10 protein-coding genes and 1 rRNA gene (1 of these 11 only partly in view) are annotated in these 12739 nt (G+C 48.3%); 10 read left to right on the top strand and 1 reads right to left on the bottom strand.

Features of this window, described 5'->3' with window-relative positions:
- From HP567_RS03760 to pssA, 10 genes are all read left to right on the top strand, one after another.
- A 23S ribosomal RNA gene (locus HP567_RS03760) occupies window positions 1–1958 on the top strand (it extends 960 nt beyond the left edge of the window).
- 238 nt (window positions 1959–2196) lie between these two features.
- Entirely contained in the window at window positions 2197–3318 is a 1122-nt protein-coding gene (locus HP567_RS03765) for an MGDG synthase family glycosyltransferase (RefSeq protein ID WP_173612310.1), read from the top strand.
- Between the two features lie 29 nt (window positions 3319–3347).
- The gene (locus tag HP567_RS03770; protein WP_173612311.1) at window positions 3348–4022 is read left to right on the top strand and encodes an HAD hydrolase-like protein; all 675 of its coding nucleotides are present in this window, start codon (window positions 3348–3350) and stop codon (window positions 4020–4022) included.
- A 199-nt stretch (window positions 4023–4221) separates the two neighbouring features.
- Window positions 4222–4686, top strand: a complete 465-nt coding sequence (locus tag HP567_RS03775; RefSeq protein ID WP_048035636.1) for a CtsR family transcriptional regulator — start codon at window positions 4222–4224, stop codon at window positions 4684–4686.
- A 16-nt stretch (window positions 4687–4702) separates the two neighbouring features.
- Complete coding sequence (locus tag HP567_RS03780) at window positions 4703–5221, top strand: UvrB/UvrC motif-containing protein (protein WP_012683955.1); 519 nt, start codon at window positions 4703–4705, stop codon at window positions 5219–5221.
- Window positions 5222–5240: 19 nt separating this feature from the next.
- The gene (locus tag HP567_RS03785; protein ID WP_173612312.1) at window positions 5241–6314 is read left to right on the top strand and encodes a protein arginine kinase; all 1074 of its coding nucleotides are present in this window, start codon (window positions 5241–5243) and stop codon (window positions 6312–6314) included.
- A 60-nt stretch (window positions 6315–6374) separates the two neighbouring features.
- Window positions 6375–8825 (top strand): ATP-dependent Clp protease ATP-binding subunit, encoded by a 2451-nt coding sequence (locus tag HP567_RS03790; protein ID WP_016742864.1) that lies wholly within the window; start codon window positions 6375–6377, stop codon window positions 8823–8825.
- A gap of 104 nt (window positions 8826–8929) precedes the next feature.
- Complete coding sequence (gene radA / locus HP567_RS03795; protein WP_088910268.1) at window positions 8930–10297, top strand: DNA repair protein RadA; 1368 nt, start codon at window positions 8930–8932, stop codon at window positions 10295–10297.
- A gap of 8 nt (window positions 10298–10305) precedes the next feature.
- Window positions 10306–11382, top strand: a complete 1077-nt coding sequence (gene disA / locus HP567_RS03800) for a DNA integrity scanning diadenylate cyclase DisA (protein WP_173612313.1) — start codon at window positions 10306–10308, stop codon at window positions 11380–11382.
- Between the two features lie 114 nt (window positions 11383–11496).
- A complete protein-coding gene (gene pssA, locus HP567_RS03805; RefSeq protein WP_173612314.1) occupies window positions 11497–12225 on the top strand; it encodes a CDP-diacylglycerol--serine O-phosphatidyltransferase in 729 nt (242 codons plus the stop codon).
- Window positions 12226–12320: 95 nt separating this feature from the next.
- On the opposite strand, the gene HP567_RS03810 is transcribed toward pssA, so the two are convergent.
- Window positions 12321–12716 (bottom strand): DUF1573 domain-containing protein, encoded by a 396-nt coding sequence (locus HP567_RS03810; protein WP_173612315.1) that lies wholly within the window; start codon window positions 12714–12716, stop codon window positions 12321–12323.
- Window positions 12717–12739: the final 23 nt, after the last annotated feature.

A 12739-nucleotide genomic window follows, 5' to 3' on the forward strand; every position in this document is an offset into this window, starting at 1 on the left:
TGCCAATGACTTATGTCCGGGAGTCAGACGGTGAGTGAGTGCTAAGATCCATCGTCAAAAGGGAAACAGCCCAGACCATCAGCTAAGGTCCCCAAGTATACGTTAAGTGGGAAACGATGTGGAGTTGCCCAGACAACCAGGATGTTGGCTTAGAAGCAGCCACCATTTAAAGAGTGCGTAATAGCTCACTGGTCGAGTGACTCTGCGCGGAAAATGTAACGGGGCTAAACGTATCACCGAAGCTATGGCAGTCCTTACGGACTGGGTAGGGGAGCGTTCCAAGCAGCAGTGAAGCCGTACTGGAAAGAGCGGTGGAGCGCTTGGAAGTGAGAATGCCGGTGTAAGTAGCGAAAAGACAAGTGAGAATCTTGTCCACCGAAAGCCTAAGGTTTCCTGGGGAAGGCTCGTCCTCCCAGGGTTAGTCGGGACCTAAGCTGAGTAAAAGGCGTAGGCGATGGACAACAGGTTGATATTCCTGTACCACCTCTGTTCCGCTTGAGCAATGGCGTGACGCAGGAGGATAGGGTGAGCGGTATACTGGATGGTCCAAGCAGTGAGTGTGGTGTGTAGGCAAATCCGCACACCGTGAAGCATGAGCTGTGATGGCGAGGGAAATTTTAGTACCGAAGTCCCTGATTTCACACTGCCAAGAAAAGCGTCTAGCGAGGAACAAGGTGCCCGTACCGCAAACCGACACAGGTAGGCGAGGAGAGAATCTAAGGTGCGCGGGATAACTCTTGCTAAGGAACTCGGCAAAATGGTACGTAACTTCGGGAGAAGGGGCGCCTCGGTAGGGTTAATAGCCCGAGGGGCCAGTGAAAAGCCCAAGCGACTGTTTAGCAAAAACACAGGTCTCTGCGAAGCCGCAAGGCGAAGTATAGGGGCTGACGCCTGCCCGGTGCTGGAAGGTTAAGGGGATGAGTTAGCGCAAGCGAAGCTTTGAACCGAAGCCCCAGTAAACGGCGGCCCGTAACTATAACGGTCCTAAGGTAGCGAAATTCCTTGTCGGGTAAGTTCCGACCCGCACGAAAGGCGTAACGACTTGGGCGCTGTCTCGGCAAGAGACCCGGTGAAATCATAATACCTGTGAAGATGCAGGTTACCCGCGACAAGACGGAAAGACCCCATGGAGCTTTACTGTAGCCTGGTATTGGAACTTTGTGCATCATGTACAGGATAGGTGGGAAGCTGAGAAGCAGGGGCGCCAGCCTCTGTGGAGCTGTCGGTGGGATACCACCCTTGATGTACGGAGTTTCTAACTCGTCGCCCTTATCGGGCGAGAGGACCATGCCAGGTGGGCAGTTTGACTGGGGCGGTCGCCTCCTAAAAGGTAACGGAGGCGCCCAAAGGTTCCCTCAGAATGGTCGGAAATCATTCGTAGAGTGTAAAGGCAGAAGGGAGCTTGACTGCGAGACCTACAAGTCGAGCAGGGACGAAAGTCGGGCTTAGTGATCCGGTGGTTCCGCATGGAAGAGTATCGCTCAACGGATAAAAGCTACCCTGGGGATAACAGGCTTATCTCCCCCAAGAGTCCACATCGACGGGGAGGTTTGGCACCTCGATGTCGGCTCATCGCATCCTGGGGCTGAAGTAGGTCCCAAGGGTTGGGCTGTTCGCCCATTAAAGCGGTACGCGAGCTGGGTTCAGAACGTCGTGAGACAGTTCGGTCCCTATCTGTCGCGGGCGTAGGAAGTTTGAGGAGAGCTGTCCTTAGTACGAGAGGACCGGGATGGACGCACCGCTGGTGCACCAGTTGTCACGCCAGTGGCACAGCTGGGTAGCTATGTGCGGACGGGATAAGCGCTGAAAGCATCTAAGCGTGAAGCCCCCTCCAAGATGAGACTTCCCACAGCGCAAGCTCGTAAGACCCCTCATAGACGATGAGGTTGATAGGTTCGGTGTGGAAGCGCGGTAACGCGTGGAGCTGACGAATACTAATCGGTCGAGGACTTATCCACACACTTAGCAATCATGCGTATTCAGTTTTCAGGGAATGAATCCAACCTCTTTACCCCAGAATGGGTAAGGAGGTTTTTCGTTTTTACAGCAAAAAGTCAAACTCGCGATTATTTTGTCGATAAGTTAGGCCGAATGACCGACAAGTTCCCTCTTGCAGACGGGTCTTGGGGTAGACTAACATGAGAAGGTACCTGATCCAAGCGTTGGAGTAGGCGAGGTTATGAAGGAGAATCGTTCATGAAAAAAATTCTAATCTTTTCCGCTTCCATCGGTAACGGACACAACCAGGCAGCGCGGGCTATGCAAGAAAGCTTGGCTGAGAGTGGTTGCACATCAATGATCATCGATACGCTGGAATATATTAGCCCCACCTTTCACAAGATTTTGCTGGAAAGCTATATGAATCTGTTAAGGCTGTCACCCAAGATGTGGGGCAGAATTTATCATAATACAGAAAAAACCCGTTTCTTCGATATGAATGTGCTGATGAATAAGTTATTAGCAAACAAACTAAAAAAGCTGATCAACAGTGTACAGCCTGATGCCTTTATTGCTACGCATCCATTTGCAAGCTGTATGCTCTCCGTACTGAAAGGAAGAAATGACTGGAAGGAACCAATCTATACAATTATTACCGACTATACCATCCATCCTTCATGGATTAATCATCATATCAACTATTACTTCATCGGCCATGAGCAACTGTATTACCTGTTAGACGTTTATCGACAGGATCATCAAAAATTCATTCCGATGGGCATTCCCATCATGAAAAAATTCAGCTTGCCATTGGACGCCGATTTGATTCGGCAAAAGCTGGGCCTCGCTCCTGGACAAAAGAGCATTATTCTTTCGGGGGGCGGATTGGGTCTCGGCTCGATGGAAAAGGTATTAGATGGGTTAGAAGAGATTAACATTCCTCTGAAAACCTTTGTGTTAACAGGGACAAACGACAAGCTGTACAATAAAGTGACAAATCGTACGTATCGCCATGAAGTCGTTCCGCTAAAATTCATCAATAACTTCCACGAATACTTGGAGACTGCTGATTTAATTGTCACCAAATCAGGCGGACTTACATCAGCTGAAGTAATGAGTAAACGGGTACCCATGATTGTTTACAACCCTCTGCCTGGACAGGAAGAGAGGAACAGCCACTTTTTGCTCAATAATGGATGCGCAGTGCACGCGAATCTATCCGAGCAGTTGATTTACTTTATCGATGAACTATTGCATAGCCCGTCCAAGGTGGAATATATGCGCAGAATGGGACAGAAAATCTCAAAGCCAGATGCTGCACAACGAATTACTGAGTTTATCATGGATGATATGAATATGTTGCCAGGGAAAATAGAATAGCTGCCTAGCCAGACAAAATGGAGGAACCCATGACTGTACCATTCGCGATATTATTTGATATGGATGGCACGTTACTGCAAACTGAAAAGCTGTCGACCCCGGCATTTATCCGAACGTTTGACCAGCTTCGTCAAAAAGGGCTATGGCAAGGAGAAACCCCTGACGAAAGTGAACTGATCAATGTACTGGGAATGACGATCGAGCAGATCTGGGACAAATTGCTACCGGGCGCGAGTGAGGAAGCCATTCACTCAGCAGACGCCTTTTTGCTAGACAATGAAATCCAGTTACTCAAAGAACGAGTGACTGAGCTATACCCGGATGTAAAATCAACCTTAGAAAAGCTGCATGAAAAAGGATTTGCATTGTTTGTAGCAAGCAATGGGCAGGAAGAATATATCGATGCCATTTGTCAGGAATACGAGTTAAAGCCGCTGATGACCGACCTGTACTCCGCTGGCCGTTTCCGTACGCATTCCAAAAATGATCTGGTTGCAAAATTGTTGTCTGATTACAAAATTGGGCAAGCCATCATGGTAGGAGATCGTCACTCCGATGTGGAAGCAGGCAAAACAAACGGTTTATTTACCATTGGATGCGACTTTGGCTTTGCCAAACCAGGCGAGCTTGATGGGGCAGATATCATCATTACCAGCTTCTCACAGCTACTAAATCATTTGCCAGCAATCGACACCAATACGTAAAAACAGGCATAAACCATTCCTCAGGGAGTGGTTTTTTTGTTGATCATGTCCAAGTTTCAAGCGACCCTCTTTTGCCCACACTAGAATGTGTAAGGGACACTTGCGGGCACGCACTAAACCCATTATAATTAAAGTCAAAGATAGTCAAAGTCAATAGGTACCTCATAAGAACATACACAGAGGAATAGGAGGCGATGACTTGCGTAACATCTCGGACATCATTGAACATCACTTGAAAAGCATCATTACAAACAGTCCCAATGGATCGATCGAGATTCAGCGTAGTGAGCTTGCCGACCATTTTCAATGTGTGCCGTCTCAGATCAATTACGTCATCAATACGCGCTTTACCGTTCAAAAAGGCTACATCGTAGAGAGTAAGCGCGGGGGCGGCGGGTATATTCGCATACGCAAGGTGCAGATTGTCAGCAAAGCACGCTTGCAAGAATTGCTAACAGAAGAACTGATTGGTGAGAGCATCAGTCAAAGCGTGGGAAATGCGATCGTAGAAAGACTATTTGAGGAAGGATTAGTCAACATCAGAGAAGCCACCTTGATGAAAATCGCTACCTCGAGAAACGTATTGACCTTAGAAGCTGAATTGCGGGATCGTTTGCGGGCAAATATTTTAAAGCAGATGATCGCAGCAATCTTGTTGAAGTAAAAGGAGGTATGATGATATGAACTGTGAGGAATGCGGAAAACGACCGGCGACACTTCATTTGACGAAAATCGTCAATGGCGAAAAAACCGAATACCATATTTGCGAGCAGTGTGCTCATGAAAAAGGGGACGTCTTTACCGGCTTTCACAACTTCAGCATCAACAATCTCCTGTCAGGACTTTTAAAATTTGATCCCATGCAAAAGAATGGACGCGAAACGGCAACGAATAAGCCGCTTCAATGCGAAACATGTGGACTCACATATGCTCAATTTAGTAAAAGTGGCCGATTTGGCTGTAGTGATTGCTACACCTTTTTGGGAGATCGGCTGGACCCACTTTTCCGCCGGATTCATGGAAACACACAGCATAGTGGAAAAGTACCAGAGCGCACCGGTGGCAAACTGAAGATCCGTAAAGAGCTGGAGCAACTAAAGCAAGCGCTGCAAAGTCATGTCGCCAGTGAAGAGTTCGAGAAGGCAGCAGAAATGCGTGATCGAATTCGAGCATTGGAACAAAAAATGGCCCAATCGTAGCAAGGGAGGTTAGCTGGTTATGTCCCAAAAGCAGTTTATGCAAAACCCGTGGAGCAATTGGATGAAAGGAGAAGGTCCTGATTCCGACATTGTCATTAGTACACGGCTGCGTATCGCCCGTAACCTGCGCCAGCACCCCTTTCCGTTATTGGCAACGGACTCGCAGGGCGAGGAAGTCGTCAGAAAGGTAACGGAAGTAAGCGATTCGGAGGCAATGCGCAAACGGCATCAGCTCCAGGTCATCCATATGGATCAAATTAACCCGTTAGAAAAACGCGTGCTCGTAGAAAAGCATCTAATTAGCCCCCATCTGGCAGAGGAATCTCGCAAAGGTGCCGTATTACTTCGGGAAGATGAGTCTGTCAGCATTATGGTTAATGAAGAAGATCACATTCGAATACAGGTACTATTACCCGGGTTTCGTTTGAACGAGGCATGGGAAATAGGTACGAAGATAGACGACATTTTTGAGAAAAACTTGAACTACGCGTTCGACGAAACACGTGGATATCTTACAAGTTGCCCAACCAATGTGGGTACGGGAATTCGTGCATCCGTGATGCTGCACTTGCCCGCTCTGGTTATGACGCAGCAGATCAGCAGAATTTTACAGGCGATTAATCAAGTTGGTCTGGTCGTTAGAGGAATTTACGGAGAGGGCAGCGAAGCTCTAGGGAATCTTTTTCAGTTATCCAATCAGGTCACACTGGGGATGTCTGAGTCCGATATCCTTTCCAATCTCTACGGTGTAGCCAGACAGATTATTGAGCAAGAGCGTGTGGCACGTACGTACTTGCTGGAGCATACACGGGTTTCTTTGGAGGATCGGATTTTTCGGTCGTTTGGCATCTTGATGTATGCTCGCACGGTAGAGTCCAAAGAAGCGGCTCAGCGCCTGTCCGATGTCCGTCTGGGGATTGATCTTGGCATCATTCCAAACGTGTCTCCGCTGGTCCTAAACGAACTGTTGGTCACGACACAGCCAGGGTTTTTACAACACCACGCTGGTCAAAAGCTCACTCCGGACCAACGCGACGAAAGAAGGGCAAGGTTGATCCGCGAGCGTCTGCGCGTAGTAGAATCGCAAGAGTAATGGTATCACGCAATTGTTAACCATATAGAGAAAAAACACGGTTATACGGAGGTGTACGATATGATGTTTGGACGTTTTACAGAACGAGCACAAAAAGTACTGGCGCTTGCCCTGGAAGAGGCGGTTCGTCTCGGGCACAAAGATATTGGGACAGAGCATGTGCTGCTGGGACTCATTCGAGAAGGCGAAGGGATTGCTGCAAAGGCACTGCAATCACTTGGGCTTGGCCTCGATAAAATCCAGAGTGAAGTGGAGTCGTTAATCGGGCGAGGAACAGAGCAGTCCGGTAGCAATTACACACCAAACTATACACCTCGCGCCAAAAAGGTCATTGAACTGTCGATGGACGAAGCCCGCAAACTGGGTCATACCTATGTGGGGACTGAACATATTCTGCTTGGCTTGATCCGTGAAGGAGAAGGCATTGCTGCAAGAATCATGAACAATTTGGGCGTTAGCCTGAACAAGGCACGTCAACAGGTGCTTCAGCTGCTTGGCAGCTCGGAAATGATGGCATCTCATCAACCGTCTGGAGGGAATCCAGCTGCGAATACGCCGACACTGGACGGCTTGGCTCGGGATCTGACTGCAATTGCTCGTGATGGCGGGCTGGACCCAGTCATCGGTCGCCAAAAAGAAATCGAGCGTGTGATCCAAGTACTTAGCAGACGCACCAAGAACAACCCTGTTTTGATTGGGGAGCCTGGCGTCGGGAAAACAGCTATCGCAGAAGGTCTTGCCCAAAAAATCGTGAACAACGAAATTCCGGAGACCCTTCGTGATAAGCGCGTCATGACCCTCGATATGGGAACTGTTGTTGCGGGAACCAAATATCGCGGTGAGTTCGAGGATCGTCTGAAAAAAATCATGGACGAAATTCGCCAAGCAGGAAACATCATCCTGTTTATTGATGAGCTGCACACCTTGATTGGTGCCGGTGGAGCAGAAGGCGCAATTGATGCCTCCAACATTTTGAAGCCTGCTCTGGCACGTGGCGAGCTACAGTGCGTAGGTGCTACTACGCTGGATGAATATCGCAAGTACATCGAAAAAGACGCAGCACTGGAGCGTCGTTTCCAACCGATTCAGGTTGATGAACCGACAGCGGAGGATGCTATTCGTATCCTGCATGGCCTACGTGATCGTTACGAAGCCCACCATCGCGTCAAAATTACCGATGAAGCAATTGAGCAGGCAGTAAAACTGTCTGACCGCTATATTACGGAACGCTTCCTGCCTGACAAGGCCATCGACTTGGTTGACGAGGCGGCATCCAAAGTTCGCTTGCAATCCTTTACGGTTCCACCCAACCTCAAAGAGCTGGAGGGACGTTTGGAAGAGGTACGCAAGGAAAAAGACGCTGCCGTACAATCACAAGAGTTCGAGGAAGCAGCAGCCCTTCGCGATCAGGAGCAAAAACTGCGTGAAGAGCTGGATAAAACGAAAAAAGACTGGAAAGAGCGCCAAGGCCAGCTGAACATGGAGGTTACGCCAGAAGACATCGCGCAAGTAGTGGCGAGCTGGACGGGTATTCCTGTGTTGAAGCTGAAGGAAGAAGAAACAGAGCGCTTGCTGAAGATGGAAGAGATTTTGCACGATCGTGTCATTGGCCAAGATGAAGCAGTCAAATCCATCTCGCGTGCGATCCGCCGTGCCCGTGCTGGCTTGAAAGACCCAAAACGCCCGATCGGCTCGTTTATCTTCCTGGGACCTACCGGTGTGGGTAAAACTGAATTGGCTCGTGCTGTGGCGGAGACACTTTTCGGTGACGAGGATGCCATGATCCGTGTGGATATGTCTGAGTACATGGAGAAGCATTCCACCGCTCGCTTGGTAGGTGCCCCTCCTGGCTACGTAGGCTTTGACGAAGGCGGCCAGCTAACCGAAAAAGTTCGTCGCAAGCCTTACTCCGTCATTTTGCTGGACGAAATCGAGAAAGCTCACCCAGACGTATTCAACATCCTCTTGCAAGTATTGGATGATGGCCGTCTGACAGACTCCAAGGGGCGTACCGTCGATTTCCGCAACACGGTTGTCATCATGACTTCCAACGTCGGAGCCAGCATGATCAAGAAAAATACAACGCTTGGCTTCACGACCAACGATTCGGAAAGAAAGTATCAGGACATGAAGGACAAAGTCATGGATGAGCTGAAGAAGAGCTTCCGTCCTGAGTTCCTGAACCGTATCGATGAAGTAATCGTGTTCCACTCTTTGGAGCAAGAGCACATCGAGCAAATCGTATCGCTCATGACAGAAGAGCTGCGTAAACGTTTGAAAGAGCAAGACATTGATTTCCAATTGACCGAAGAAGCCAAGAAAGTACTGGCAAAAGAAGGCTTTGATCCGGCCTATGGTGCACGTCCTCTGCGTCGTGCTATCCAGCGCCACATCGAGGATAATTTGTCTGAGGAATTGCTCAAGGGTACGATCAGTAAAGGCGATACCGTCAATATCGAAGCCGAAGAAGGCAAGCTGGTTGTCAAGCGCCTCGAAAAAACGAAATCGTAAGCTGTTGAAACGTAATAGAATGCCTCCTGATTCAGGAGGTATTCTTTTTTTGGGTGCGTAATTATGATAAAAGTAGAGAAAGAAATCCAAGTGAGGGTGCGATTATGTCAAAGTATAAAACGAAATACGCGTGTCAAGAATGTGGCTATGAATCGCCAAAATGGATGGGGAAATGTCCAGGATGCAGCAGCTGGAACACGTTGGTAGAGGAAGTGACGGTAAAAAATGCCCATCGTCACGAAGGGCTGAGCGGAGGCCAGCGCCAATCTGCGATTCCATTAACCCAGGTAGCCAGTGAAGAAGAGCCACGGATGGATACGACGATAGGAGAATTGAATCGTGTTCTAGGTGGAGGGCTTGTTCCGGGTTCACTCATTTTGGTGGGGGGAGATCCCGGAATCGGAAAGTCGACATTGCTTTTGCAGACTTCTTTTGCCTTGGCTCATCAAGGGGCGAAGGTTCTCTATGTATCGGGAGAGGAGTCGGCAAAACAAATCAAAATTCGCGCGGATCGACTTCATTTGCAAACGCCGCCGATGTTTGTATTGGCAGAAAATGATTTGGATTTGATCGAACAGCATATTAATCAAGTAGACCCGGATGTGCTGATTATTGACTCGATCCAGACCGTGTTTCACCCGACGATCCAATCGGCTGCGGGGAGCGTCGCACAAGTGCGCGAGGCTACTGCTCAATTGATGCGAATTGCAAAAGGAAAAGGGATCGGTACCTTCATTGTCGGTCACGTAACCAAGGAAGGTTCTATCGCTGGTCCGCGTATGCTTGAGCACATGGTGGATGCTGTTCTCTATTTTGAAGGGGAGCGCCATAATACGTTTCGAATTTTGCGCGCCGTCAAAAACCGTTTTGGTTCGACAAACGAAATCGGTATTTTCGAAATGAAGGATCGCGGCTTGGAGGAAGTGGCGAATCCATCTGAGATATTTTTGGCAGAGCGTCCATTTGGCGTTGCGGGTTCCACGGTCGTAGCCAGTATGGAGGGCACACGTCCCGTTTTGGTTGAGCTGCAAGCTCTCGTTGCCCCGACCAGCTTTGTAACCCCACGGAGAACGGCAACAGGGGTCGACCATCAGCGTGTGGCGATGATTATGGCAGTGTTGGAAAAGCGCATGGGCATGATGCTGCAAAATCAGGATGCATATGTAAACGTAGCAGGTGGGGTCAGACTGGATGAGCCAGCAGTTGATTTGGCGATTGCCGTAAGCATTGCAAGCAGCTTCCGTGACCACGCTACCAATCCGCATGATGTTGTTATCGGAGAAATTGGCTTGACTGGTGAGGTGCGCGGTGTCTCTCGTATTGAGCAACGAGTACGAGAAGCACATAAATTGGGCTTTAAGCGTGTCATCATACCAGAGAAAAACATCCGCGGTCTGGATGCCCCAGCAGATATTCAAGTAATTGGTGTGAGCAATATTGCCGATGCGTTGAACGAGGTGATAAGGAGGTAGGAGTGGGCATGCAGGGGAACATCAAAAGAATTCCGCAAATCGGTGATGTGCTTCGTCTCGTGGCACCCGGTACACAGCTTCGTGAAGGGTTGGAAAATGTTTTACGGGCCAAAACCGGGGGTTTGATCGTTATTGGGTGCGGTCCGGAGATGAAGTCGATTGTCGATGGCGGTTTTTCCATCAATTGTGATTTTTCTCCTGCCCATTTGTATGAATTAGCGAAGATGGATGGGGCGATTATAGTAAGTGAAGACGCAAAACGCATCCTGTACGCAAATACGCAAATCTTCCCGCCCTCCTCAATCCCCACGAGCGAGACGGGGACACGGCATCGTACAGCACAACGCACGGCCATTCAAACGAATCATCTGGTCATTGCTATCTCCCAGCGTCGCAATGTAATCACGCTATACCAGGGGAATTTCCGGTATGTTTTAAGCGAAATTAGTGTCATTTTGGCCAAGGCGAATCAAGCTGTATCTACCCTTGAGAAATACAAGGCCGTGCTTGATCAAACTTTGACGAATCTCGGTGCGTTAGAATTCGAGGAGCTCGTTACTTTGCACGAAGTTGCCTCGGTTTTGCAACGGATTGAGATGGTGTTACGTATTAAGACAGAGGTCTCCAAGTACATATGCGAGCTAGGAGTAGAAGGAAGGCTCGTCAGTATGCAGTTGGAGGAACTGGTTTCAAACATTGAGGAAGAGGCTCATATGCTTATCCGGGATTATTCCCGAGATGCATCCTATTCACCTGATCTTGTGCTGCGGGACATGAAAAAATTAAACTCGGAGGAAATGCTGGAGCTCACCTCTTTTTTGCGAACGCTGGGGTATTCCTCCAATGCCAGTATGCTGGATGAATCGGTTTCCCCTAGAGGTTATCGGATCCTGTACAAGATCAGGCGTCTGCCCGTTACGATCATCTCGAATCTGGTAGAACATTTTCATCATCTGCCTCGAATCATGATGGCAACGATTCAGGAATTAGACGAAGTGGAAGGCATTGGCGAGGTTCGAGCGAGAGCGATTAAAGAGGGACTGAAACGGATTCAAGAACAAGTGTTCATTGACAGGCACATTTAAAGTAGAATAGGATAAAGGCATTATTTGTATTCAGCATTTGCCTAAGGGACTTGGATAAAAACAAGGTCAACAGGATAACCTGCTCCTTACGCAAAAGAAATCAGGAGGTAGTCTATGTTCGTGAAATCGTTACCGAACATACTAACCGTAAGCAATTTGTTTCTGGGAGTTTTAGCAATTATTCTTGCGTTTCGAGGCGATCAATACGTCGAATATGCAGCGATCACAGTGATCATTGGTATGCTGGCAGACGGGCTGGATGGACGTGTAGCTCGTATGTTGAATGCCCAAAGTGAGTTCGGGAAGGAATTGGATTCCCTTTCTGACGTTATTACATTTGGGATTGCGCCAGCGTTCATCATGTATGTTGTCGTCTTGCAACACTTTGATTTGCTTGGGATTCTCATTACAGCCATTTTTCCGATCTGCGGTGCGCTACGTTTGGCGCGTTTTAACGTACAGGCCGGGGTTCCGGGGTATTTCATCGGCTTGCCGATTACGGCAGCGGGGGGCGTACTGGCTACGCTCGCACTCTATCACCAGGTATTCACTCCGGTATTGCTTGCCGTAAGTATGTTGTTGCTTGCCTTTTTGATGGTATCAAAGGTCAAGTATCCTAACTTTAAAAAAGTGGGGATTCCAAAGTCTGCTTACTGGATCACACCCATTATCATCGCGATTGTGGTTGTTGTAGCGATTAAGTACCCGCAGCAATTTCCAAAAATCGTTTTCCTGCCACTTGCTTTTTATGCACTGTACGGAATAAAAAAAAACGTTGACTTTCTCGTCAAAAAATTACGCAAGCGTAAAAACAAAGAGGAAGAAACCGTTCCGTTTGAATAGTTACGACCTAAAAAAACCCACACTTCAATGTGCGGGTTTTTCTTTTTTGTATGCAACTTTTTTTAGGGTTCATTCGTAATACGAGTAACGGACTTTTAAGACAGATTGAAGACACCCAAAGTATTCAGGCGGTTGGATTCTTTCTGAAGCACATCTTCTAGCTTAATGTCAGTAATATTGCACAAAGCAGTGAGGTAGAAGATGTTTTTGCCAAGCTCAGCAGTAACTACATCGCGACAATGCTCGCACAGCGGTCCGTTAAAGTGGGTGTCCAAATGGGACTTGTTGTCCTCCAGATTCTTGTTCGAATCGTACGTCTGTTTTTTGGCAACCACTTCGACACAGCCGCATTCGGTGATGGCTTTTGTCAGTGAACGGTTAATGCGGGATGCCGTTTCCTGAACTTTGGACATGACGTCCAGTACGCTACGATGTCTGATCAAAAGCTCCGATACTTGCGTTTGAAAGTCGTCTATGTTTCGATTGTCCATCTGGTTCACCTCTGCTTTAGGCT

The sequence above is a fragment of the Brevibacillus sp. M2.1A genome, from assembly GCF_013284355.2.
Lineage (GTDB): Bacteria > Bacillota > Bacilli > Brevibacillales > Brevibacillaceae > Brevibacillus.

What these genes read in the sequence shown, in the direction of transcription:
- HP567_RS03780 (WP_012683955.1), top strand. Translation starts at nt 4,703, where the DNA reads ATGAACTGTGAGGAATGCGGAAAACGACCGGCGACACTTCATTTGACG.
- pssA (WP_173612314.1), top strand. Translation starts at nt 11,497, where the DNA reads ATGTTCGTGAAATCGTTACCGAACATACTAACCGTAAGCAATTTGTTT.
- HP567_RS03765 (WP_173612310.1), top strand. Translation starts at nt 2,197, where the DNA reads ATGAAAAAAATTCTAATCTTTTCCGCTTCCATCGGTAACGGACACAAC.
- HP567_RS03770 (WP_173612311.1), top strand. Translation starts at nt 3,348, where the DNA reads ATGACTGTACCATTCGCGATATTATTTGATATGGATGGCACGTTACTG.
- HP567_RS03785 (WP_173612312.1), top strand. Translation starts at nt 5,241, where the DNA reads ATGTCCCAAAAGCAGTTTATGCAAAACCCGTGGAGCAATTGGATGAAA.
- HP567_RS03790 (WP_016742864.1), top strand. Translation starts at nt 6,375, where the DNA reads ATGATGTTTGGACGTTTTACAGAACGAGCACAAAAAGTACTGGCGCTT.
- HP567_RS03810 (WP_173612315.1), bottom strand. Translation starts at nt 12,716, where the DNA reads ATGGACAATCGAAACATAGACGACTTTCAAACGCAAGTATCGGAGCTT.
- radA (WP_088910268.1), top strand. Translation starts at nt 8,930, where the DNA reads ATGTCAAAGTATAAAACGAAATACGCGTGTCAAGAATGTGGCTATGAA.
- disA (WP_173612313.1), top strand. Translation starts at nt 10,306, where the DNA reads ATGCAGGGGAACATCAAAAGAATTCCGCAAATCGGTGATGTGCTTCGT.